The sequence below is a fragment of the Vibrio sp. R12-SW3-ISO1 genome, from assembly GCF_059834005.1.
On record NZ_JCBDGK010000018.1, the window covers coordinates 1 to 22,954 of the forward strand.

The 22,954-nt window shown below is 49.7% G+C and carries 22 protein-coding genes; 14 read left to right on the forward strand and 8 right to left on the reverse strand.

Translation table 11 applies throughout. From position 1 onward, the window contains the following. The 5 genes from AC6R0R_RS05270 to sucD all read left to right on the forward strand — a co-directional run. The coding region (locus AC6R0R_RS05270; protein ID WP_500625964.1) for a succinate dehydrogenase iron-sulfur subunit at window positions 1-526 on the forward strand (526 nt) is incomplete at its 5' end. Window positions 527-621: 95 nt separating this feature from the next. Next, entirely contained in the window at window positions 622-3,447 is a 2,826-nt protein-coding gene (gene sucA, locus AC6R0R_RS05275) for a 2-oxoglutarate dehydrogenase E1 component (protein WP_487903181.1), read from the forward strand. A gap of 28 nt (window positions 3,448-3,475) precedes the next feature. Then, window positions 3,476-4,684: a 2-oxoglutarate dehydrogenase complex dihydrolipoyllysine-residue succinyltransferase gene (gene odhB, locus AC6R0R_RS05280; protein WP_334555204.1), complete on the forward strand. Its 1,209-nt coding sequence runs from the start codon at window positions 3,476-3,478 to the stop codon at window positions 4,682-4,684. A 206-nt stretch (window positions 4,685-4,890) separates the two neighbouring features. Then, window positions 4,891-6,057, forward strand: coding sequence for an ADP-forming succinate--CoA ligase subunit beta (gene sucC / locus AC6R0R_RS05285; protein ID WP_334555205.1), 1,167 nt, complete (start codon window positions 4,891-4,893; stop codon window positions 6,055-6,057). Beyond that, the gene (gene sucD, locus AC6R0R_RS05290) at window positions 6,057-6,929 is read left to right on the forward strand and encodes a succinate--CoA ligase subunit alpha (RefSeq protein ID WP_334555206.1); all 873 of its coding nucleotides are present in this window, start codon (window positions 6,057-6,059) and stop codon (window positions 6,927-6,929) included. Before sucC ends, sucD begins: the two co-directional genes overlap by 1 nt. Window positions 6,930-7,008: 79 nt before the next feature. Here the strand turns inward: sucD and AC6R0R_RS05295 are convergent, their stop codons facing one another. The 3 genes from AC6R0R_RS05295 to AC6R0R_RS05305 form a co-directional block, all read right to left on the reverse strand. Beyond that, on the reverse strand, window positions 7,009-7,293 hold the full coding sequence (locus tag AC6R0R_RS05295) for a hypothetical protein (RefSeq protein ID WP_500625965.1): 285 nt from the start codon (window positions 7,291-7,293) through the stop codon (window positions 7,009-7,011). Between the two features lie 731 nt (window positions 7,294-8,024). After that, window positions 8,025-8,324 carry a DUF3301 domain-containing protein gene (locus AC6R0R_RS05300; RefSeq protein ID WP_334555208.1) on the reverse strand — a complete coding sequence of 100 codons (300 nt, stop codon included), beginning with the start codon at window positions 8,322-8,324 and terminating at the stop codon, window positions 8,025-8,027. 12 nt (window positions 8,325-8,336) lie between these two features. Beyond that, window positions 8,337-9,380, reverse strand: a complete 1,044-nt coding sequence (locus AC6R0R_RS05305) for a DUF3549 family protein (RefSeq protein ID WP_500625966.1) — start codon at window positions 9,378-9,380, stop codon at window positions 8,337-8,339. Window positions 9,381-9,456: 76 nt separating this feature from the next. Here AC6R0R_RS05305 and AC6R0R_RS05310 point away from each other — a divergent pair, with 76 nt between their 5' ends. Beyond that, on the forward strand, window positions 9,457-9,771 hold the full coding sequence (locus AC6R0R_RS05310; protein ID WP_500625967.1) for a YqcC family protein: 315 nt from the start codon (window positions 9,457-9,459) through the stop codon (window positions 9,769-9,771). Further along, the gene (gene truC, locus AC6R0R_RS05315; RefSeq protein ID WP_500625968.1) at window positions 9,768-10,502 is read left to right on the forward strand and encodes a tRNA pseudouridine(65) synthase TruC; all 735 of its coding nucleotides are present in this window, start codon (window positions 9,768-9,770) and stop codon (window positions 10,500-10,502) included. The genes AC6R0R_RS05310 and truC overlap by 4 nt, the downstream gene beginning before the upstream one ends. Before the next feature lie 107 nt (window positions 10,503-10,609). Here truC and dxs read toward each other — a convergent pair whose 3' ends face one another. The 3 genes from dxs to xseB are packed head-to-tail and all read right to left on the reverse strand — an operon-like array spanning window position 10,610 to window position 13,661. Then, window positions 10,610-12,493, reverse strand: coding sequence for a 1-deoxy-D-xylulose-5-phosphate synthase (gene dxs, locus AC6R0R_RS05320; RefSeq protein WP_500625969.1), 1,884 nt, complete (start codon window positions 12,491-12,493; stop codon window positions 10,610-10,612). Between the two features lie 20 nt (window positions 12,494-12,513). After that, window positions 12,514-13,398, reverse strand: a complete 885-nt coding sequence (gene ispA / locus AC6R0R_RS05325; RefSeq protein WP_500625970.1) for a (2E,6E)-farnesyl diphosphate synthase — start codon at window positions 13,396-13,398, stop codon at window positions 12,514-12,516. A 20-nt stretch (window positions 13,399-13,418) separates the two neighbouring features. Then, a complete protein-coding gene (gene xseB / locus AC6R0R_RS05330; RefSeq protein ID WP_500625971.1) occupies window positions 13,419-13,661 on the reverse strand; it encodes an exodeoxyribonuclease VII small subunit in 243 nt (80 codons plus the stop codon). A 216-nt stretch (window positions 13,662-13,877) separates the two neighbouring features. Here xseB and pomA point away from each other — a divergent pair, with 216 nt between their 5' ends. The 7 genes from pomA to rlmM all read left to right on the forward strand — a co-directional run bounded on the left by pomA (window position 13,878) and on the right by rlmM (window position 20,681). Beyond that, a complete protein-coding gene (pomA, locus tag AC6R0R_RS05335; protein ID WP_334555215.1) occupies window positions 13,878-14,642 on the forward strand; it encodes a flagellar motor protein PomA in 765 nt (254 codons plus the stop codon). 9 nt (window positions 14,643-14,651) lie between these two features. Next, entirely contained in the window at window positions 14,652-15,599 is a 948-nt protein-coding gene (locus AC6R0R_RS05340) for a flagellar motor protein MotB (RefSeq protein ID WP_500625972.1), read from the forward strand. A gap of 221 nt (window positions 15,600-15,820) precedes the next feature. Further along, on the forward strand, window positions 15,821-17,269 hold the full coding sequence (thiI, locus tag AC6R0R_RS05345) for a tRNA uracil 4-sulfurtransferase ThiI (protein WP_500625973.1): 1,449 nt from the start codon (window positions 15,821-15,823) through the stop codon (window positions 17,267-17,269). Between the two features lie 411 nt (window positions 17,270-17,680). Further along, window positions 17,681-18,589, forward strand: a complete 909-nt coding sequence (locus AC6R0R_RS05350) for a transcriptional regulator GcvA (RefSeq protein WP_334555218.1) — start codon at window positions 17,681-17,683, stop codon at window positions 18,587-18,589. Then, a complete protein-coding gene (locus tag AC6R0R_RS05355; RefSeq protein WP_500625974.1) occupies window positions 18,582-19,205 on the forward strand; it encodes an alpha/beta fold hydrolase in 624 nt (207 codons plus the stop codon). The genes AC6R0R_RS05350 and AC6R0R_RS05355 overlap by 8 nt, the downstream gene beginning before the upstream one ends. Then, on the forward strand, window positions 19,195-19,593 hold the full coding sequence (locus AC6R0R_RS05360; RefSeq protein ID WP_500625975.1) for a DUF423 domain-containing protein: 399 nt from the start codon (window positions 19,195-19,197) through the stop codon (window positions 19,591-19,593). Before AC6R0R_RS05355 ends, AC6R0R_RS05360 begins: the two co-directional genes overlap by 11 nt. After that, the gene (gene rlmM, locus AC6R0R_RS05365; RefSeq protein WP_500625976.1) at window positions 19,590-20,681 is read left to right on the forward strand and encodes a 23S rRNA (cytidine(2498)-2'-O)-methyltransferase RlmM; all 1,092 of its coding nucleotides are present in this window, start codon (window positions 19,590-19,592) and stop codon (window positions 20,679-20,681) included. Before AC6R0R_RS05360 ends, rlmM begins: the two co-directional genes overlap by 4 nt. 50 nt (window positions 20,682-20,731) lie before the next feature. Here rlmM and xni read toward each other — a convergent pair whose 3' ends face one another. Both xni and ppnN read right to left on the reverse strand, forming a co-directional pair. Further along, window positions 20,732-21,511, reverse strand: a complete 780-nt coding sequence (xni, locus tag AC6R0R_RS05370) for a flap endonuclease Xni (RefSeq protein WP_500625977.1) — start codon at window positions 21,509-21,511, stop codon at window positions 20,732-20,734. A gap of 70 nt (window positions 21,512-21,581) precedes the next feature. Continuing rightward, the gene (gene ppnN, locus AC6R0R_RS05375; protein WP_334555223.1) at window positions 21,582-22,943 is read right to left on the reverse strand and encodes a nucleotide 5'-monophosphate nucleosidase PpnN; all 1,362 of its coding nucleotides are present in this window, start codon (window positions 22,941-22,943) and stop codon (window positions 21,582-21,584) included. Window positions 22,944-22,954 lie beyond the last annotated feature (11 nt).

The window sequence follows — 22,954 nt, forward strand, 5'->3', positions numbered from 1 at the left end:
TGACGGTCTGAACATGAATGGTAAAAACGGATTAGCCTGCATTACACCACTATCGGCATTGCAAGGTGACAAGATTGTCATCCGTCCACTGCCGGGATTGCCTGTCGTGCGTGATCTAATCGTTGACATGACGCAGTTCTATGATAACTATGCGAAAGTTAAGCCATTCTTGATTGACGACGGCGCACTTCCCCCATCAAGAGAGAACCTACAATCTCCTGATGAACGTGCTCATTTGGATGGATTGTACGAATGTATTATGTGTGCATGTTGTACGACATCCTGTCCGTCTTTCTGGTGGAATCCTGATAAATTCATCGGCCCAGCGGGCCTACTTGCCGCTTACCGTTGGCTGATTGACAGCCGCGATACGGCAACAGATGAACGCTTATCAAATCTTGATGACGCATTTAGCGTTTTCCGTTGCCACGGCATCATGAACTGTGTAAGTGTTTGTCCGAAAGGGTTAAATCCGACGAAAGCGATTGGTCACATTAAGACCATGCTCGTGAACCGCTCGGTTTAATGGATAATAAAATTGCCGGTCATAATGTCGTGACCGGCTCTTATTAGCTCGGCGCAGACCGAAGCAAACGTGAAAACTACTGGTTAAGGGAAAATATGCACAACGGCGTGATGAAGGCATGGCTCGAGTCTTCACACTTGGCTGGCGCCAATGCAACGTATGTAGAGGACCTCTACGAACTGTATCTAAGTGATCCCGATCTGGTAAGTGAGGAGTGGAAACGCGTATTCGATGGCTTGCCCAAGCCTGACAATGAAGTGGTTGAACAGCCACATTCGCGTGTCCGTGACTACTTCCGACGACTCGCTCAAGAAACAAAGCATTACAATGTCCAAGTTAGTGATCCAGATGTCGACGCTAAACAAGTAAAAGTACTTCAGTTAATTAATGCTTACCGCTTTCGTGGACACGAAGCGGCTCAATTAGACCCCCTAGGATTATGGCAGCGCCCACCTGTGGCTGAGCTTGATCCTGCTTTCCACTCTCTCACAGAAGACGATCTAGAAGAATCCTTCAACGTAGGTTCATTTGCTATTGGTCAAGAGACCATGCCGTTGAAAGACATCTACTCTTCGCTGAAAAAAATCTACTGTGGTTCAGTGGGTGCTGAATACATGCACATGACCGACACCGAGCAAAAGCGTTGGATTCAACAACGTCTCGAGTCGGTCGTCGGCCAGCCGACGTTCAGCCAAGACGAGAAGCGAACATTCCTTGACGAGCTTACCGCAGCGGAAGGCCTAGAGCGTTACCTTGGCGCGAAGTTCCCTGGCGCGAAGCGTTTCTCACTCGAAGGTGGGGATGCCCTAATCCCTATGACCAAAGAGCTGATTCGTCACGCAGGCTCAAGTGGTATGCGTGAAGTCGTGATTGGTATGGCGCACCGTGGCCGTTTGAACATGTTGGTCAACGTGCTCGGTAAAAAGCCACAAGATTTGTTTGATGAATTTGCGGGCAAACACGACGAAACATGGGGAACGGGTGATGTGAAATACCATCAAGGCTTCTCTGCTGACTTCGCTACCCCAGGTGGTGATGTCCACCTCGCGCTTGCTTTTAACCCGTCTCACCTTGAAATCGTCAACCCAGTTGTCATGGGCTCAGTACGTGCACGTCAAGACCGTTTAGGTGATAAAGACGGCAGTACCGTTTTGCCAATCACCATTCACGGTGACTCAGCGATTGCCGGTCAAGGTGTCGTGGCAGAGACGTTCAACATGTCTCAAGCACGCGGCTTCCAAGTGGGTGGTACGGTTCGTATCGTGGTGAACAACCAAGTCGGCTTTACGACGTCTAACCCAAGAGATACGCGCTCAACCATGTACTGTACGGACATCGCTAAGATGGTCCAAGCACCGATCTTCCATGTCAACGCAGACGATCCAGAAGCGGTGGCGTTTGTGACGCGTATCGCCCTTGACTACCGTAACGAATTCAAACGCGATGTGGTGATTGACCTGGTGTGTTACCGTCGTCACGGTCACAACGAAGCGGACGAGCCGAACGCGACTCAGCCGCTGATGTATCAAAAAATTAAGAAGCATCCAACACCACGTAAGCTCTACGCCGATGTGTTGATGGAGCGCGGTGATTTCGGTATCGACGTGGCCACGCAACTGGTCAATGAATACCGTGATGCGCTTGATCGTGGTGAAGTGGTGGTCAAAGAGTGGCGCCCGATGGCTCTGCACTCAGTGGACTGGTCTCCATACCTTGGACACGAGTGGGATATGCCGTGGAGCAATACCTTTGATAAAGCGCGTCTGCTTGAACTAGGCAAACGTATTTGTCAGTACCCAGAGAGCCACAAGCTCCAGAGCCGAGTGAATAAGCTCTACAACGATCGTCAAGCTATGTTAAGCGGTGAGAAAGCGGTCGACTGGGGTATGGCTGAAACCTTAGCCTATGCCACCTTGGTTGACGATGGTAAGCGAATTCGTATCTCCGGTCAGGATTCAGGTCGTGGCACCTTCTTCCACCGTCATGCAGTACTGCACAACCAAGCGGACGCCAGCACGTATGTGCCACTGTCTAACATCCACGACAAACAAGGCCCGTTCCAGGTATTTGACTCGGTGCTGTCTGAAGAAGCCGTGCTTGCGTTTGAATATGGTTATGCGACCGCTGAGCCGGGCGGCCTGACGCTATGGGAAGCGCAGTTTGGTGACTTTGCCAACGGCGCGCAGGTCGTGATTGACCAGTTTATCTCGTCAGGTGAACAGAAGTGGGCCCGTTTGTGTGGTTTGACGATGTTGTTGCCACACGGTTATGAAGGTCAAGGACCAGAGCACTCTTCTGCACGCCTAGAACGTTATCTACAGCTATGTGCAGAGCAAAACATGCAAGTGGTTGTGCCGTCTACGCCAGCTCAGGTGTACCACATGATTCGCCGTCAAGTGGTTCGCCCGATGCGTCGTCCTCTGATTGTGATGTCTCCGAAGTCGTTGCTGCGTCATCCTTTGTGTACGTCTACCATGGATGAATTGGCCGATGGCACATTCCAAGCGGCAATTGGCGAAATCGACAACTTAGAGCCAGCCAAAGTGAAACGTGTCGTGTTCTGTTCCGGTAAGGTCTACTTTGATCTGCTTGAGCAGCGTCGTAGCAATGAACAAGACGACGTCGCGATTGTTCGTATCGAACAGCTTTACCCATTCCCGCTGGAAGAGGTGAAAGCCGCTATCGAACAATACACCAACGTGGAAGATTTTGTCTGGTGTCAGGAAGAGCCACAAAACCAAGGGGCTTGGTACTGCAGTCAACACAACTTCCGTGCTGCTATTCCGAAAGGCGCAGATCTTAAATACGCAGGCCGTCCTGCGTCAGCATCTCCTGCGGTCGGCTATATGTCAGTACACTTGAAACAGCAAAAGGCGCTAGTTGAAGACGCGCTAAACGTGAATACAAAAACTTCGGATTAAGAACTAGAAGTTAAAGGAAGAAACCGATATGACAATTGAAATTCTGGTTCCAGATTTACCTGAATCTGTTGCTGACGCTACGGTCGCGACGTGGCACAAACAACCTGGTGACGTTGTAGAGCGTGACGAGGTGTTGGTGGATATTGAAACGGACAAAGTGGTTCTAGAAGTCCCAGCGCCAGAAGCGGGTGTACTTGAAGCCATTATTGAAGTCGAAGGCGCAACCGTGCTCTCTAAGCAGCTTCTTGCCAAACTTAAGCCAGGTGCGGTCGCCGGTGAGCCAACGACTGACACGACAGAAGCGTCAGAAGCGTCACCAGACAAGCGTCACAAGGCATCGTTGAGCGAAGAAAGCAACGATGCACTTAGCCCAGCAGTGCGTCGCCTGCTCGGTGAGCATGGCCTTGAAGCAAGCCAAGTCAAAGGCACGGGAGTAGGTGGTCGCATCACGCGTGAAGATGTTGAAGCGCACCTTGCGAACGCGAAAGCAGCACCTCAAGCGGCAGCACCTGCAGCCGTTGAAGCGCCAGCAGCGGCACGTAGCCAAAAACGTGTGCCTATGACGCGTCTTCGTAAGACAGTGGCAAACCGTCTACTGGAAGCGAAGAACAACACCGCGATGCTGACAACGTTTAACGAAGTGAACATGAAACCTATCATGGACCTGCGTAAACAGTACAAAGATCAGTTCGAAGAGCGCCACGGCACTCGCCTTGGCTTTATGTCTTTCTACGTCAAAGCGGTGACGGAAGCATTGAAGCGTTTCCCAGAAGTGAACGCGTCAATTGATGGTGACGATATCGTTTACCACAACTACTTCGACATCAGCATGGCGGTATCGACGCCACGTGGCCTAGTGACGCCAGTATTGAAAGACTGTGACACTCTAGGCTTTGCCGATATCGAGAAAGGCATCAAAGAGCTTGCGATTAAAGGTCGTGATGGCAAGTTGACGGTCGACGAATTGATGGGCGGTAACTTCACTATCACTAACGGTGGTGTATTTGGGTCATTGATGTCAACGCCAATCATCAACCCACCTCAGTCAGCAATCTTGGGTATGCATAAAATTCAAGATCGTCCAATGGCGGTGGATGGTAAAGTCGAGATCTTGCCGATGATGTATCTCGCGCTTTCATACGACCACCGTCTGATTGATGGCCGTGAATCCGTTGGCTTCCTAGTGACCATCAAAGAGCTATTGGAAGATCCTGCACGTCTGTTATTAGACGTTTAATATCGCTGAAACGTCTAGCTGTCTTAGATAGCTAGACGTCTAAAGTTTCAAAGGCTAGACTCGCTCAACTGTCTGGCCTTCATTTGAATCGCAGTGTCGGTAACGAGATATGCGGTTGATTTGAGAAGACCCTACAGACGTAATGCAGTTCGCTGCGACGTTATGGAAATAATAATCCCTTAAGGGAACATAAACGGAATATCAAAATGAATTTGCATGAATATCAAGCCAAACAGCTGTTTGCAGAATTCGGTTTGCCTGTACCTAAAGGTTACGCGTGCAGCACGCCTCAAGAAGCGTACGAAGCAGCCGGTCGAATTTCGACAACCAAGAAAGTAGTCAAATGTCAGGTTCACGCGGGTGGACGTGGTAAAGCGGGCGGTGTAGAACTGCACGAAACCAAAGACGGCGTAAAAGAGTTTGCGCAAAAGTGGCTAGGTAAGAACCTAGTGACTTACCAAACTGATGCGAATGGCCAACCGGTTACTAAGATCTTGGTTGAAGAAGCGTCTAACATCGCCAATGAACTCTACCTTGGCGCAGTCGTCGACCGTGCAAGTCGTAAAATCGTATTTATGGCCTCAACCGAAGGCGGTGTGGAAATCGAGAAAGTGGCAGAAGAAACGCCAGAACTGATCCACAAAGCGGCGATTGACCCATTGGTTGGCCCTCAAGCTTATCAAGGCCGTGAACTTGCCTTCAAACTTGGCCTTGAAGGTGACCAAATTAAACAATTTGTGAAGATCTTTATGGGTCTTGGCACTATGTTCTCTCAATATGATCTTGCTCTGCTTGAGATCAACCCGTTGGTGATTACCGGTGAAGGCAGCCTGCTTTGCTTAGACGGTAAGATTAACATCGACTCCAACGCACTTTACCGTCAGCCTAAACTGCGTGAAATGCACGATCCTTCACAAGAAGATGAGCGTGAAGCTCACGCTGCTCAGTGGGAGCTTAACTACGTTGCCCTTGATGGTAACGTTGGCTGTATGGTCAATGGTGCTGGCCTAGCGATGGGTACGATGGATATCGTTAACCTACATGGTGGCAAGCCTGCAAACTTCCTAGATGTGGGTGGCGGCGCGACGAAAGAGCGTGTTGCTGAAGCCTTTAAGATCATCTTATCTGATGACAATGTTAAAGCCGTACTCGTCAACATCTTTGGTGGTATCGTGCGCTGTGACATGATCGCAGAGGGCATCATCGGTGCGGTTAAAGAAGTAGGTGTAAACGTACCGGTTGTGGTTCGTTTAGAAGGTACAAACGCCGATCTCGGTCGTGAAGTGCTTGCGAATTCTGATGTTGATATCATTGCAGCTGAGTCGCTCACCGACGCAGCTCAGAAAGTTGTTGCTGCTGCGGAGGGCAAATAATGTCTGTACTAATTAACAAAGACACCAAAGTAATTTGTCAGGGTTTCACCGGCGGTCAAGGCACTTTCCACTCTGAACAAGCGATTGCTTACGGCACGCAAATGGTCGGTGGCGTTTCTCCGGGCAAAGGTGGCCAAACTCACCTCGGCCTACCGGTATTCAATACCGTACGTGAAGCGGTTGAGGCGACAGGCGCAACAGCCACTGTGATTTATGTACCAGCACCGTTCTGTAAAGACGCGATCTTAGAAGCGATCGACGCGGGTATTGAGCTTATCGTTACCATTACCGAAGGCATCCCAACCACGGACATGATCGACGTGAAAGTGAAGTTGGAAGAAACCGGCGTTCGCATGATTGGTCCAAACTGTCCAGGCGTTATTACTCCTGACGAATGTAAGATCGGTATCATGCCGGGTCACATTCATAAGAAGGGTAAAGTCGGTATTGTGTCTCGTTCTGGCACGCTTACTTACGAAGCGGTTAAGCAGACGACAGACGAAGGCTTTGGTCAGTCAACATGTGTGGGTATCGGCGGCGACCCAATTCCAGGTTCAAACTTCATTGATATCCTGAAATTGTTCCAAGAAGACCCTGAAACGGAAGCGATTGTCATGATCGGTGAGATCGGCGGTACTGCGGAAGAAGAAGCGGCGGCGTACATTAAAGAAAATGTCACTAAGCCAGTTGTCTCTTACATCGCGGGTGTCACTGCGCCTCCTGGCAAACGTATGGGCCACGCGGGTGCGATCATTTCAGGTGGTAAAGGAACAGCGGAAGATAAATTTGCTGCGCTTGAAGCGGCAGGTGTTAAGACGGTGAAATCACTGGCTGAGATCGGTAAAGGTCTACGCGAAGTGACGGGCTGGTAATCTTAGCATTACGCTAACGTATACAAACAAAGGCTTGGCAGTGAAATGCCAAGCCTTTTTATTTGTCGGGCTCGTTGGATTATAAGCCTAGCTTCGCTTCAATGGCCGCTAATCGGGCGGTGAGCTCGCGTACTTGCTGCTCAAGTTGAGCAACGCGATCTTCTTCAAGCGGCGGCTTGGCCGCGACTTCAACTTTTGGTACGCGCTGTGACGATTTCCAGCTTTTAATCGTTGTGATCAGCGCTGGCATGGGAATGGGAGTAGAAAGTCGGGCTTTGACCAAGGCAACCGTCGGCTCTTTGCCTTCTTGGCTGAGTTGTTCTAATACCTGTTTGAGCTCTTGGCTCACATCCTGAGTAAGCATAGTGACTCCTTGTGTGTAATCGATCACATGATACTCGTCGGCGATGAAGAAAACGAATAGAAAATTTGGTAATTGCGTGTGCGAGATCTCGCACAAAGCGTGTGAGAAAAATTCGTCATTTTGTTAGCTCTTATATCAATAGTGCAATCTAAATAACTGATAGTATTTGATTATTTATGTTGTTTATGAGTTGTAAACATAAAAAAAATGACCATCAGACTTGTCCAAAATCGTCAATCACGTAAATTAATCCCTGTCGGAAGGATGCTGACACGGAACAGGAAACAGCACGGATTGCACACTTCAGGATGAAGAGAGATTGACCAGGATGGACAATCGCGCAGGATGCTAGGATAGCCGTACGGACACGGTTTCGCTGATAGGACATTAGCGATCAAGGAACGAAATGGACCCCTCTAGGATGAGGCAGGACAGCATCAGGAAGATGCCAAGGACACCGCTCAAGGAACAAGTGATGAGCGCTAACGGGGAAGGTTAGCACAAAGGACAAACAGGACACCGCTAGGATGGCGAAGTAGGAAGAGACTGACGGATCACAGTCACTATTAAGGAAGATGCATGGAGCACCTTTTGTAGCCGGACTGCTGCGAGTAAGACTATAGCCCCGATACGTAAGTATCGGGGCTTTTCTTATTCCACGCTTTTTCCTATCGATGCTTTTGCCTACGGACGTTAGTCCAGCGGCGCTACGGGTTTAATCCCTAGTGCGTCTACAGGCGATGTGGCTCTAACCAGATATCACGCAGGTGAAACCCTTGCATGGTGATCTTTCCTTGATAACAGTCGTCACCAAGCGACGAAAATTCAAACAGGTAAATCGTATGCCAACGCCACTGACCTTGTGGCGTTTTTAGTTTGTGTCCATCTAGCGCCACACTTAAGAGCTGTAAGCCTAATTGGTCGCACTTACGTATGGCGATCGCTTTGGCGATCTCGGCCTGGCGACGATGTTGCCAAAAAATAAAGCAGCCAAAGCTCAGTGCCAAGATGGCCAGTAAGTTGTCAATCATACGCCCTCTTTTCTATTCGGCTTTGGTCGCTTTCTGAAGGTTCAGCAGCGCTTGAGCCAACTCAGGGGAGGGGCTAGTGTGGAGCAACGGCAGCAGGACCATACGCAGCTCTGGTAGCATCACCAAATCGGCAAACAGCTGATTAAAGAGTGTTTGATTACCAGTTTGCGCCAGTCTCAGCAAGAACTGCTCTGCGATGTCTTGATCTGACAGCCAGTGCCAGCAGCGGCCAGCGATAGCGATGAGCACTTCTTGATGACTGAGCAGTGGCGAGGCTAAGAGGGTTTCAACCAAGCGGTGACTCAGTTGATGGTGACTGCCCGATAAGGCGCGAGTCAGTGCGGAGAGCAAAAACAGATCCGGCGTTTTGGTCTCCATCTCCTTGTGCGCCATTTCACTGAGTCGCTCGGCTAATTTGCTTGGTAGTGGTGATGTATGTTCGAGAACCCCAAGCAGAGCATACAGGGGCTGGCTAGGTAGCGATGTGAGGGACTTACGTATATGCTCGCCATTTTGGTCACTTCCTAGACGTGCGCACATATCACTGATCCCTTGAAGCCCGACAGTCTGCCACTGTTCAAAGCCTAATCCACCTGAGAAATAGTGTTGCGCGTGTTCATAGTACTGACTACAAGGAAGGTCGAGCTCAGCGCGAATTTGACTATGGAAAACCGCCATCTTGTCATCGCTGGGTTTGAACGTATAGGGGTTGTTGGATAGCTTCTGTTGCTGCTCCTCACTCATCTCTTGATGTAAGCGTGAGCCCATCGCCTCGATGACGTATTTAATAAATTGGCCAATGTCCGCTTGTTGAAACAAGCCACGCTCATCCAACTCGAATTTTAAAAACCAAATCCAAGGTTGCTTGTGTTCATTCCAATAGGCGATCGCGAGGTGTGCTTTACGTTGAAGTGGGTAAGGGTAGGGTTTCTGTCCTTGTTCCACATCAGAAAATGTCTGAGCATCAATGACGCTGATGCGACGGCCTAAATCGAAGACACGGTAGTCGCAATGGCTGTTTTTCAGCAGGTCAGTGAGTGAGTGAATGGTATCCATCGATGAATTGTCCTAACTTTCTTTCCTCTATAAATGGTACTCTTATCATTAATTTCAAGGTTTCACGTTTAGGTTTATGACACAGCAACAACAATTGCTCACCTTGTTTGCGTCTATTCAAGCGCAACTGCAAGCATTACAACTCTGGCAACATACTCGACCTGATGAGTCACAATTTGTGAGCGCACAGCCCTTTGCGATGGATAAGCTTGCGCCTGAAGCATGGCTTCAATGGATCTTTGTCGACAAAATGACCGCAATGATCGAGAACGGTGAGCCTCTTCCGAGCGGTTTTGCTATCGCGCCCTATTTTGAGCAGTGTTGGCAGTCAAACAGCGACTATCAGCCGTTGATTGAACTGATAAGACAGGTGGATGAGGTGTGTCAATGACGCTAGAGATTCTTTACCAAGATGCGTATTTTGTCGCGGTCAATAAGCCTGCGGGTATGTTGGTGCACCGCAGTTGGCTGGACAAACACGAAACGCAATTTGTGATGCAGACGCTTCGCGATCAAATTGGTCAGCATGTATTTCCTCTTCATCGCTTAGATAGACCCACATCGGGCGTGCTGATGTTTGCGTTGTCCAGTGAAGTGGCAGCAGAGGCGATGCCGATGTTCGCTGAACATCAAATGGAGAAAACGTACCATGCCGTTGTGCGCGGTTGGATTCATGAGGCGGCTCGCCTCGACTACGCGCTTAAGTTAGAGTTGGATAAAATCGCCGACAAGTTCGCGAGCCAAGAAAAGGAAGCGCAAGAGGCCATTACCGATTATCGTCCACTGGCAACAGCGGAGGTGCCTTATTCCACAGGACCGTTCCCTACGTCTCGCTACGCGTTAATGGAGTTAAAGCCTCTTACCGGTCGCAAGCACCAGCTTAGACGCCATATGGCCCACCTGAGGCACCCTATCGTCGGTGATACTACACATGGTGATGGTAAGCATAATCGATTATTTCGTGACGTCTTTGATGCACACAGGTTGATGCTGCATGCCTCGCGGTTGAGTTTTGTTCATCCTTATACCCAAGAGCCCATTACCATCGTTGCGCCAGTCGATGAGTGTTGGCTGAGGATCATGGCGTCGATGTCTTGGCCGCTCGAACGTTTAACGGATTGATGAGAACACAAACGCAAAGAGCGCAGACTGGGTCTGCGCTCTTTTATGACTTGAATTGTTATGGCTTGAATTGTTAGGGCAAGTGCGTGAAATGGTAAAGTACGCGCTTAGCAAGCAAGATAATCGCGAATCGCGCGCTCTATGCCCTTTGCATCTAGGCCAAGCTCTTGATGCAACTCTTCTTGTGTACCTTGAGCAATAAACTCATCCGGTAAACCCAGGTTAAGCACAGGTTTGAGTAGCTTATTCTTCATCATGAACTCAATCACGCCTGCACCTGCGCCGCCCGCAATCGCGTTTTCTTCAATGGTAACCAGCACATCGTGTTGCGCTGCCAGTTCACGAATCAGAGCTTCATCAAGCGGTTTAACAAAGCGCATGTCAGCAACTGTGGCATCTAGGCCCTCAGCCGCCTCGAGTGCGTTCGCAAGGAAGGTACCAAAACTCAAGATAGCGACACTCGGGCCCTCTTGAGAGTGGCGAGATTGACGAACCACTCGCCCTTTACCGATCTCCAGTGCCGTGAACTCGGTTTCAATCTCAACGCCCATGCCGCTGCCTCTCGGATAACGAACGGCACTAGGACCTTGATGCTGATGGCCGGTGTAAAGCATTTGTCGGCATTCATTCTCATCACTCGGCGCCATGATGACCATATTCGGAATGCAACGCATAAAGCTTAAGTCAAACGCCCCTTGGTGGGTCTGACCGTCAGCGCCCACCAGACCAGCGCGATCGATGGCAAACATGACGGGCAAATCCATGATCGCGACGTCATGAATCAGTTGATCGTAACCGCGCTGCAAGAAGGTCGAGTAGATCGCGACGATAGGGTGATTGCCCGCAATCGCCATGCCCGTTGCTAGTGTCACAGCATGCTGCTCTGCGATCGCAACGTCGAAATACTGTTTGGGGAACTCTTTAGAGAAGCGCACCATACCGGAGCCTTCGCGCATGGCTGGCGTGATGGCCATCAATTTCGGGTCGATGGCCGCCATGTCACACAGGAAGTCACCGAAGATTTTTGAGAATGTCGGCTTACCGCCGCTGCTTTTTGGCAGCGAGCTGTGGCTTGGATCAAATTTAGGCACACCGTGATAACCGATGGGATCTTTTTCTGCGGGTTCATAACCTTTGCCTTTTTTGGTCATGATATGCAAAAACTGCGGCCCACTGAGTTCACGCATGTTTTTCAGCGTTTTCACTAGTTCATTAACGTCATGGCCGTCAACAGGACCAATGTAGTTAAAGCCCAGCTCTTCAAACAGAGTCCCTGGTACCACCATGCCTTTTAGATGCTCTTCGGTACGACGAACCAGCTCTTTAATCGGCGGTACGCCAGAGAGGACTTTTTTGCCCCCTTCACGAATCGAGGTGTACAAGCTGCCAGACAGCACTTGCGCAAGGTGGTTGTTAAGTGCACCAACGTTTTCTGAAATGGACATTTCATTGTCGTTGAGGATCACCAGCATGTCAGGGTGAACGTCACCGGCGTGGTTCATCGCTTCAAACGCCATACCTGCGGTGATGGCACCATCACCAATCACGCTAACGACTTTACGATCTTTCCCTTCACGCCCAGCGCTGATCGCCATGCCGAGCGCAGCACTGATCGATGTGGATGAGTGTCCGACAGAGAGGGTGTCATACTCACTCTCTTCACGCCAAGGAAAGGGGTGCAGACCGTCTTTTTGACGAATAGTCGGCATTTGTTCACGGCGACCCGTTAGAATCTTGTGTGGGTAAGCTTGATGACCCACGTCCCAAATCAACTTGTCAAATGGCGTATTGTAGACATAGTGTAAAGCGACCGTGAGTTCCACCGTACCAAGGCCGGAGGCAAGGTGACCACTCGATTGGCTCACCGAGTTGAGTAAGTAGGTGCGTAGCTCGTCACACAACGCTGTCAGCACATCTTTCGGCAGCGAGCGTAGCTCCTGCGGTGTGTCAGCCAGTGCAAGTGTCGGATACTTTGAAATATCAAGAGTCATAGTTATGCGCGCTTATAGTGTTAGTTCTTGCGCTCGATGACATATCGGGCGAACTCTTCCAGTAATTCTGTATTGTAGGGGATCGCTTCCAATGCTTGAAGCGCCTCATTAAACAGAGTGTGAGCTTTGTTGATGGCTCCCTCTAATCCTAGCAAAGCGGGATAGGTACTTTTGTTGAGCGCTTGGTCTGAGCCTTGCGGTTTGCCGAGCGTTTGCGTATCACTGATGATGTCCAAAATGTCATCTTGGACTTGAAACGCCAGTCCAATGGCATCGGCGTAACGATCAAGATGTGGCAGTACCTCGACTCCTCGTTCACCGGCGGCGAGTGCGCCAAGACGAATTGCAGACTTCATCAGTGCCCCGGTCTTGTTCCGATGGATGTTTTCGAGCTCCTCAAGAGACACGGCGCGGTTTTCCGCTGCTAAATCCAACGCTTGACCTAAACACATGCCATTGGCGCCCGAGGCATTCGCCAACTCCTGTACCATCTTTATACGCAGACTTTCGGCCTCAGGGTGTAATGGACCTTGCGCTAAAATGGTAAAGGCGAGCGTTTGCAATGCGTCACCCGTGAGCACAGCGGTCGCTTCGTCGAACTTAATGTGGCAAGTCGGTTGGCCACGGCGAAGCTCATCGTCATCCATCGCGGGTAGGTCGTCATGAATCAAGGAATAAGCGTGGATGCATTCCACCGCCGCTGCAGGCGTGTCCAATGACTCCAACTCACATCCGAGCATCTGGCCGGTGATGTACACTAAAAAAGGTCGCGCGCGTTTTCCACCAAGCAGTAAGCCATAGCGCATGGCCTCCAGTAGCGGAAGATGCTGGTGTGGGTAGCGATCGAGCCAAGCTTGCAGCTGAGCGTTATTGCGCTGTTGAAGAGAGGTTAAGGCCTCAATCATAGGAGAATCTTCTAAAACCGTTATTCAGGCTGGGCATCAAAATCAACGAGCGGTGCGTCATCGTCATTACGAAGTAGCAGGCTGACACGTTGTTCTGCATCGCTCAATTTAGCTTGACCAGCACGAGCAAGAGTGATGCCGCGTTCGAATTTCTTTAATGCGTCGTCGAGCGATAAATCGCCATTCTCTAAATTTGCAACAATTGTATCCAGTTCTTCAATTGTTGCCTCGAATGTCATATTTTCGGGTTTCTTGCTCGCCATAACTTTTCTACATTTGTAAAGATGGACGAAAGTTACCTTAGCCGCCAATGATGGTCAAATTTAACCGAGTAAATTTGTCAGAAAAATCGAGCTTGCGCGGTGGCTTCGGTCAAGCAAAGATGGATGTTGTGACGCGCAACTTATAAAAAACTAAAGATCTGAACATGTTGCCGATATAATTTGGTAGAAGCTTGGAGTTAGCATGAGGAGTGCTTTGTGGATTTAGCAACGCTTTTGGGATTGCTTGGCGGATTTGCCTTCGTCATCATGGCAATGATACTTGGCGGAAGCATCATGATGTTTATCGATGTCACATCGATATTGATCGTGGTCGGCGGTTCGACCTTTGTTGTACTGATGAAGTTTACCATGGGGCAATTCTTTGGCGCGGCGAAGATTGCTGGCAAAGCCTTCATGTTCAAGGTGGACGAGCCAGAAGATCTCATCGCTAAAGTGGTCGAAATGGCTGACGCTGCTCGTAAAGGTGGCTTCCTTGCACTCGAAGAGATGGAAATTACCAACAGTTTCATGCAAAAGGGCATCGACTTATTGGTCGACGGTCATGACGCCGATGTCGTGCGCGCCGCGTTGCAAAAAGACATCTCCTTGACGGACGAACGACATGAATTTGGTACCAGCGTATTTCGCGCCTTTGGTGACGTAGCACCGGCGATGGGTATGATTGGTACCTTGGTCGGTCTGGTGGCGATGCTGTCGAACATGGACGATCCCAAAGCGATCGGTCCTGCTATGGCGGTGGCGTTGTTGACAACGCTGTACGGGGCGATCTTGTCTAACATGGTGTTCTTCCCAATTGCCGACAAACTTTCCCTGCGCCGAGAACAAGAGAAGTTAAACCGTCGCTTGATCATGGATGGCGTACTGGCTATTCAAGACGGTCAGAACCCTCGTGTTATCGACAGCTATCTGAAAAATTACCTCAATGAAGGTAAGCGTGCCCTTGACGTCGATAACGAGTAAGGAATAAAGATGGACGACGAGAACGATTGCAAATGTCCGCCACCTGGCTTGCCCTTGTGGATGGGGACGTTTGCCGACTTGATGTCGCTGCTCATGTGTTTCTTCGTACTGCTGTTGTCATTCTCTGAAATGGACGTACTGAAGTTCAAACAGATCGCGGGATCAATGAAGTTTGCGTTTGGTGTGCAAAACCGCTTGGAAGTGAAAGACATCCCGAAGGGGACCAGTATCATTGCTCAAGAGTTCAGACCAGGTCGACCTGAACCAACGCCGATTGACGTCATCATGCAGCAAACCATCGACATCACTCAGCAAACGCTGGAGTTTCATGAAGGCGAGTCCGATCGCGCCGGGGGAACCCAACGTGACAAAGGAAAGCTGACTGGCGGTAAATCACCCGACACGTCAACGCAAGACAACCAGAACTCTGAATCAGACAACGAACAACAGCAATCGGCAGAGAAGTCACAAGAGCTTGAAACCTTGATGGAAAGCATCAAGAAAGCGCTAGAACGTGAAATTGAGCAAGGGGCGATTGAGGTAGAAAATCTTGGCCAACAGATCGATATCCGAATTCGTGAAAAAGGTGCCTTCCCTGAAGGTTCTGCCTTCTTGCAGCCGAAGTTCCGTCCTTTAGTGCGCCAGATAGCGGATCTTGTTAAAGACATTCCTGGTGTGGTGCGCGTCTCTGGTCATACGGACAACCAAAGGTTGGATTCGGAGCTCTACCGCTCGAACTGGGATCTCTCCGCCCAGCGTGCGGTATCAGTAGCACAGGAAATGGAGCGTGTGAGAGGGTTTGACCATAGCCGTTTAGAAGTGCGTGGTATGGCGGATACTCAGCCGCTCGGACCTAATGACACCGAAGCGCAGCGCTCACGCAATCGCCGAGTTGAAATCAGCATCTTGCAAGGGGAAGCCCTGCTCAGTGATGAAGTGCCTGTACTGGACAACTAAGCTAAAGCAAAAGTAAGCAAAAGTAGTCAGGGCAAAAATAGTTAGGATAAAAGCGCGATTCGTGAGGCGGAAACTTAGCGTCATCGAGAATGGTCAAAAGGCGAGCGATGGCTCGTCTTTTTTATGAGCACTCATTCGTGTATAATCCTGCGCCCTTAGCCAGCGCAACGCGTTAAGGCTAACCTCTATTTATGTGCGAAACAGAACTTGTGAAGTGAACTATGAAATTTATTGTTAAGCCCCATCCAGAAATCTTCGTAAAAAGTGAATCGGTGCGCAAGCGCTTCACCAAGATTCTAGAGTGTAATATTCGCAACATTATCAAAAGCCGAACGGAGTCTGTAGCGGTATTTAACCGTCGTGATCACATCGAAGTGACCTCCGAGTCTGATAAGTACTACAACGAAACCATCGAAGTGTTGACGCACACGCCGGGCATTCATCATATCTTAGAGGTTAAGCAGTCAGAGTTTAAAGACTTGCACGACATCTACGAGCAAGTGCTAGAACTTAATCGCCCCAACATTGAAGGTAAGACGTTCGTGGTGCGCGCAAAGCGTCGTGGCAAGCATGATTTCACCTCTATCGAACTGGAACGCTATGTCGGTGGTGGCCTTAACCAAGCGGTGGAAAGTGCCAGCGTTAAGCTGCAAAACCCAGATGTAACAGTCAAGGTTGAAGTCGCAGGCGACAAACTTAACCAAGTGATCGCACGCCACAAAGGCTTGGGCGGCTTCCCATTAGGGACGCAAGAAGATGTGCTGAGCCTGATTTCAGGTGGTTTTGATTCCGGTGTTTCTAGCTACCTGCACATCAAGCGTGGCTCAAAAGTGCATTACTGCTTCTTTAACTTGGGCGGTCCGGCGCATGAAATCGGCGTTAAACAAGTCTCTTATTACTTGTGGAACAAATACGGCTCGTCGGCCAAAGTGCGCTTTATTTCGGTCGATTTTGAACCTGTGGTCGCAGAGATCTTGGAAAAGGTCGACGATGGTCAAATGGGCGTGGTGCTAAAGCGTATGTTTATGCGCGCAGCCGGTATGATTGCTGAGAAGTTTGGTATTCAGGCCTTGGTCACAGGTGAGGCGCTTGGCCAAGTATCAAGCCAAACCTTAACCAACCTGCGTCATATTGACGGCGTGACCGATACCTTGATTCTTCGTCCGCTGATCAACTGGGACAAAGAAGACATCATCAACCTAGCGCGTAACATCGGCACCGAAGATTTCGCTAAGACCATGCCAGAATATTGTGGGGTGATCTCTAAAAAGCCAACCGTCAAAGCGGTGAAAGGCAAGCTAGAAGCGGAAGAGGCCAACTTCAACTTTGATATTCTTGAGCAAGTGGTGCGCGAAGCGCGTCAAATGGATATCCGAGATATTGCGAAAGAGACAGAGCAAGCGGCGCCTGAAGTTGAGCAAGTTCAAGCGGTGGAAGATCACGCAGTGGTTTTGGATATTCGTAGTCCAGAAGAGGAAGACGATAAGCCATTAGAAATAGAGGGTGTCGAGGTTAAGCACATCCCGTTCTACAAGCTAGCCACGCAATTTGGCGATCTCGATCAGTCGCACACGTATCTGCTTTACTGTGAGCGTGGGGTGATGAGTCGCTTACAAGCGCTCTACCTGCAAGAGCAAGGCTTTAGTAACGTCAAAGTCTATCGCCCATAGTGGTTTTTTAAACCCTATAAACGCGCAGCCTGAATTGTCTCACGCTGCGCGTTTTTGTTTGACTGGGTAAGTGAGCAGATAAGGAAGCGTTAAGCCGTTATTGTCTGAAGAACACGAATACAGGGCATAAAAAAACACCGCCATAAGGCGGTGCTAAAAAATTTGACAGACAGGTCAAAATAAATACAGGAAGTATGCGCTTTGATAGTTATCAAAGCGGGTAGAATACTACCGAACTCGAAATTCGAGTTTGCAAACACAACATCGCAACAAGAAGCCAATTGATACCGAAATATCAAGCCGTTCAGGCTCTTGGTGCGGTGAGAAATATAGAATTTCTCTAGTCGTCAGGCAATGGACAATTTATAATGTTTCAGATTAAAAAAACTAATCCATCTAGAGGCGACCCTAATGTCCAGAAGATTGCCCCCTTTGAACTCATTAAAAGTGTTCGAGGCCGCCGCACGTCATTTGAGCTTTACCCGTGCTGCCGAAGAGTTGTTTGTGACTCAAGCGGCAGTGAGCCACCAGATTAAAGCGCTGGAAGAGTTTCTCGGCTTGAAACTGTTTCGTCGCCGAAATCGTTCGTTACTGCTCACCGAGGAAGGTCAAAGTTATTTCCTTGATATCAAAGATATCTTCTCTTCACTGGCCGAAGCGACAGATAAAGTTCTGGAAAGAAGTGAGAAAGGTGCCCTAACCATCAGCTTACCGCCGAGCTTTGCGATCCAATGGCTTGTTCCAAGACTGGCGGACTTTAACCAGCAAGAGCCAGATATCGACGTGCGTATTAAAGCTGTTGATATGGATGAGGGGTCTCTGACCGATGATGTCGATGTGGCTATTTACTACGGGCGCGGTAATTGGCCCGGGCTTCGGGCAGACAAACTTTACCAAGAATTTTTAATCCCACTTTGTTCTCCGTCGTTACTTTTAGGTAACAAACCATTAGAAACATTAAGTGACCTCAAGCAACATACTCTGCTTCACGATACCTCGCGCAAAGATTGGAAGCAGTTTGCGAAAGAGCATGACATTGAAGGCGTCAATGTCAACCACGGCCCCATCTTTAGCCACTCAACCATGGTGCTGCAGGCGGCTGCTCACGGCCAAGGGGTCGCCTTGGGTAACAACGTTCTTGCCCAACCAGAGTTGGAGGCAGGACGCTTAATTGCACCATTCGATGAGGTATTGGTCTCCAAGAACGCCTTTTATGTGGTCTGCCATGAGAAGCAGGCGGATATGGGGCGTATTGCCACTTTCCGTGATTGGATGCTGGCCAAGGCGCACAAAGAACAAGAGGTATTGCTGGATGAATAATCGACGTATTGACGGCCACAGCCATGATCCTGTGTTTATTTTTGCTCATGGCGCGGGGGCGGGAATGGATCATGCGTTCATGGATGCCGTCGCCAAGGGGCTCGCGAGTCACGGTATTCAAGTGATTCGTTTTAATTTTCCCTATATGGAAAAGTGCGAACAAGATGGCAAGCGCCGCCCGCCAGACAGAGCGCCCAAGTTACTGGAAGCCTATCAACAGGTACTTGAGCAACATGCCGCTTCCCCTGTGGTGATCGGCGGTAAGTCGATGGGAGGACGCATGGCGAGTTTATTGGCTGATGACGATAAGGTGCGCGCGGTGGCATGTTTGGGGTTTCCTTTTCATCCGCCGGGCAAGCCAGAGAACTTTAAGGGCGACCACCTAAGCACTATCCACAAACCCACCTTGATTTTGCAAGGTGAGCGTGATGCGTTCGGCTCAAAAGATGAGTGCGTGAATTTCTCTTTGTCGTCATGTACCGAGCTTGTGTTCATTCCAGATGGCGATCATAGCTTTAAACCTCGCAAACGCTCTGGGCATACTGAGCAAAGGAATATCGCCTTAGCGGTCGAGAAGTTGGCCGAGTTTATTCAAGGAGTCTACAGTGAAAAGTAACCACTTACTTGCCTTGGGGGGCACGTTTTCCGGTCTTGGTGTCGCGTTAGGAGCCTTTGCTGCTCATGGTTTAAAAGCCATGCTGCCGCCTTATCTTCTGGAGGTGTTCCAAACCGGCGTCCATTATCAGTTCCTCCACGCTATCGCGATCATGCTCTGCGCGCTTTTCCTTCGGTTGACGTCATTTTCCGCGGGAGAAAAAAATTTCGCACGTGCGGCAATTTGCTTTATCATCGGCATCTTTTGTTTTAGCGGCAGCTTATACGCACTCGCGATCACGGGCATCAAATGGTTTGGCCCGATCACTCCGTTCGGTGGAGTGATGTTTCTGATTGGTTGGGCGCTGTTTGTTGTCGCCGCACTGCAAAGTAACGAGGTGAATCAGTGAAACAGTTAATGCTCTATTGCCGTTCTGGGTTTGAGAAAGAGTGTGCCGGAGAAATTCAAGATCGCGCCACCCAGTTGGAAGTGTATGGTTTCCCTCGCCTGAAAAAGAATTCGGGATACGTGCTGTTTGAATGCTATCAAGAGGGCGATGCCGAGAAGTTGGTCAAAGAGCTCGACTTTAAGTCGCTCATTTTTGCCCGTCAGATGTTTGCGGTGGCGGTAGAGATTGACGAGCTGCCTCGTGAAGATCGCATCACGCCGATTTTACAATCTATGGCTGAGGTCGAAGATTTTCCTCGTTGCGGCGATATCCGAATTGAGACGCCAGACACCAATGAGGCCAAAGAGCTACTCAAGTTCTGCCGAAAATTTACCGTACCGATGCGCCAAGCGATGCGCGGCAAAGGCATTCTTTTTGATAGAGAGAGCCCGAAAAAACCAGTCTTGCACCTCTGCTTTGTGGCGCCAGGGCACTGTTTTGTTGGCTACTCGTTACCTAGCAACAACTCCCAATTCTTTATGGGCATCCCGCGTCTTAAGTTCCCTGCTGATGCGCCTAGTCGTTCGACGTTGAAGCTTGAAGAAGCGTTTCATGTCTTTATCCCAAGAGAAGAGTGGGACGAGCGTCTTGCCTCTGGCATGTGGGGTGTGGACTTAGGAGCGTGTCCGGGCGGTTGGACCTATCAACTGGTCAAGCGTTCGATGTTTGTCCATGCGGTTGATAACGGCATGATGGCGGACAGCTTGATGGAAACGGGGCAGGTGAAACACCACCAAGAAGATGGTTTTAAGTTCGAACCCGCGCGTAAGAACGTCACTTGGCTCGTGTGTGATATGATTGAAAAACCGTCACGTGTGGCGCAATTGATGGGCGAATGGATCATCAGTGGCTGGGCGAAAGAGGCGATCTTTAATTTAAAGTTGCCGATGAAAGGGCGTTACGATGAAGTGTTGGAAGATATTGAAAACTTGAAGATTTTCCTGATTGAAAACAAGGTAAAATTCAAGCTGCAAGCGAAGCACTTGTATCATGATCGAGAAGAGATCACCGTACACGTCCAGTGTTTATCGAACATCTCGCCGCACTAAGCTAACCGATAAAGGTCAAGTTACAGCCCTGCATCGTCAGGGCTGTTTTTTTATCCTTGTTCGGGCGGTGAATAGCGCAAATCTTGTAAGTTGAATCCAAGCTCGATATCGGTTTTCAGCGCGGCAACTTGGCGGCACAGTTTGGCTTGCTCAATATGCTCGTCCAATTTTTTACGATATTTGGGCGCTAAACTCTCGCTGGTGTAGGCCTCATCGATGTTGGCAAATTGGGTCAGGATCTCTTTGGCGGCTTTCGGGCCAATGCCCGGAACTCCAGTCACTTGGCTTGAGCTAATGCCAGCCAATCCCCAGTAGTCGGCCAATTGCTCGGGTTTGACACCAAATTCTTGTTCGATAAATGGCGCATCCAACCAACGATGCTGAAAATAGTCGCGAATTTGCAAGGTGGGAGAGAGCAATTGGCAATAGCCTTTATCGGTGGAAATGATGGTCACTTTTTCGCCGTGACTCGCGACCTTCATCGCCAGTGTAGCGACCAGATCGTCCGCTTCATCACCTTCAGATAACAGCGAATCCACCCCCAATTGCCACCATGCTTCTTGAATGCTCTCTAGGCCCTCTTGCAGTGGTTCGGGCATCGGTTTGCGGTTTTGTTTGTATTCAGGCAACAGTTCGGCGCGCCAGCCTCGCTCTTGCAGGTGATGATCAAACACCGCAATGATGTGGGTGGGTTGGCTTTCATTGATGATGCGACTTAAAGTGCGCGAGGTGGTTTGAGCGGTACGTGCGATGTCTGACGGATCGGGCTGCGCTGAGTGGACTCGGCGAATCAAATTGAGGGCATCGATGATCACAAGGTGTATAGACATAACAGCGTTACCAAAACGGCATAAAATAAGGGCTCTAAGGCCCTTATTGTAATGATTGAGTGATAGATTGCTAGGCGGTCTTAATCCGATAGCACGGTTCGTAGGCACTGCCTCCGGGCAGTTTCATCCGGTCTTGGCTGACAAAGTCTTTTAATAGTCTGTCCATCTTTTTCATCAGCTCACTATCGCCATCGAGTTCGAACGGGCCGTGGCGTTCAATCTCACGAATACCTTCTGCCTTAACATTACCCGCCACAATACCCGAGAACGCTTGACGCAGAGAAGCGGCGAGGTTTTCAGGTCGTTGATTGAGGTGCAAATCCAAACTTGCCATGTTGTCGTGGGTCGGTTCAAAGGGCAGTTGGAACTCAGGCTCAATTTTAAGTGACCAGTTGTAGCTGTATGCATCGCCGGTTTCTTTACGATGAGCACGCACTTCACTCATTCCATGTTTCATGATTTGCGCCACACGCGCGGGATCATCAATCACGATTTCGTAGTGTTGTTGTGCAGCTTTTCCTAGCGTGGCACCGATAAACTGGTCAATGGAGCGGAAGTACTCTTCACTCTCTTTTGGCCCGGTCAGTACGATGGGCAGCGGCTGATCGGCGTTTTCTGGGTGCATCATAATGCCTAACACGTAAAGCAGCTCTTCCGCTGTGCCCGCACCGCCGGGGAAAATCACAATGCCGTGCGCCATACGCACAAAGGCTTCGAGGCGCTTTTCAATGTCCGGCATGATGACCAGTTCATTGACGATCGGGTTTGGCGGCTCAGCAGCAATGATCGATGGCTCAGTGAGGCCAAGATAACGCTGCTCGTAGTAGCGCTGTTTGGCATGACCGATCGCAGCCCCCTTCATTGGGCCTTCCATCGCACCAGGACCACAGCCGGTACAGATGTTCATTTCACGCAGACCCAGCTCGTTACCCACTTCGCGCGTGTATTGGTACTCCGTCGCATTGATAGAATGGCCGCCCCAACAGACGACTAAGTTAGGCTCAAGCCCAGGGATTAGGGCTCCGGCGTTACGCAAAATGCCAAACACCAAGTTGGTAATGTGGCTGGCATTGGTCAGGTTTAGACGTTGATTGTCCGCTAAGTGCATGTTGACATAGACAATGTCGCGCAGCACAGAGAAGAGATGCTCCTGAATACCTTTGATGATTTCCCCGTCAACAAAGGCGTGCTCTGGTGCATTGATGAGTTCGAGTTTGATGCCTCGCTCACGGCGTAAAACATTGACATCAAAGGATTTGTATTTGTCGAGTAGCTCTTTTGAGTTGTCCGTGTGGCTGCCGGAGTTAAGCACCGCCAGCGTGCAGTTGCGATACAGTTGGTAGAGATCACTCGAGGCCGTTTTTTTAAGGCGCTCAACTTCAAGTTGAGACAGTAAGTCCATACTACCGGCTGGGCTGATATGTGTGATCATGAAGTCTCCTT

Bases quoted from the DNA above. Each gene is read 5' to 3' on its own strand.
- sucA (WP_487903181.1), top strand. From the start codon at position 622: ATGCACAACGGCGTGATGAAGGCATGGCTCGAGTCTTCACACTTGGCT.
- odhB (WP_334555204.1), top strand. From the start codon at position 3,476: ATGACAATTGAAATTCTGGTTCCAGATTTACCTGAATCTGTTGCTGAC.
- sucC (WP_334555205.1), top strand. From the start codon at position 4,891: ATGAATTTGCATGAATATCAAGCCAAACAGCTGTTTGCAGAATTCGGT.
- sucD (WP_334555206.1), top strand. From the start codon at position 6,057: ATGTCTGTACTAATTAACAAAGACACCAAAGTAATTTGTCAGGGTTTC.
- AC6R0R_RS05295 (WP_500625965.1), bottom strand. From the start codon at position 7,293: ATGCTTACTCAGGATGTGAGCCAAGAGCTCAAACAGGTATTAGAACAA.
- AC6R0R_RS05300 (WP_334555208.1), bottom strand. From the start codon at position 8,324: ATGATTGACAACTTACTGGCCATCTTGGCACTGAGCTTTGGCTGCTTT.
- AC6R0R_RS05305 (WP_500625966.1), bottom strand. From the start codon at position 9,380: ATGGATACCATTCACTCACTCACTGACCTGCTGAAAAACAGCCATTGC.
- AC6R0R_RS05310 (WP_500625967.1), top strand. From the start codon at position 9,457: ATGACACAGCAACAACAATTGCTCACCTTGTTTGCGTCTATTCAAGCG.
- truC (WP_500625968.1), top strand. From the start codon at position 9,768: ATGACGCTAGAGATTCTTTACCAAGATGCGTATTTTGTCGCGGTCAAT.
- dxs (WP_500625969.1), bottom strand. From the start codon at position 12,493: ATGACTCTTGATATTTCAAAGTATCCGACACTTGCACTGGCTGACACA.
- ispA (WP_500625970.1), bottom strand. From the start codon at position 13,398: ATGATTGAGGCCTTAACCTCTCTTCAACAGCGCAATAACGCTCAGCTG.
- xseB (WP_500625971.1), bottom strand. From the start codon at position 13,661: ATGGCGAGCAAGAAACCCGAAAATATGACATTCGAGGCAACAATTGAA.
- AC6R0R_RS05340 (WP_500625972.1), top strand. From the start codon at position 14,652: ATGGACGACGAGAACGATTGCAAATGTCCGCCACCTGGCTTGCCCTTG.
- thiI (WP_500625973.1), top strand. From the start codon at position 15,821: ATGAAATTTATTGTTAAGCCCCATCCAGAAATCTTCGTAAAAAGTGAA.
- AC6R0R_RS05350 (WP_334555218.1), top strand. From the start codon at position 17,681: ATGTCCAGAAGATTGCCCCCTTTGAACTCATTAAAAGTGTTCGAGGCC.
- AC6R0R_RS05355 (WP_500625974.1), top strand. From the start codon at position 18,582: ATGAATAATCGACGTATTGACGGCCACAGCCATGATCCTGTGTTTATT.
- xni (WP_500625977.1), bottom strand. From the start codon at position 21,511: ATGTCTATACACCTTGTGATCATCGATGCCCTCAATTTGATTCGCCGA.
- ppnN (WP_334555223.1), bottom strand. From the start codon at position 22,943: ATGATCACACATATCAGCCCAGCCGGTAGTATGGACTTACTGTCTCAA.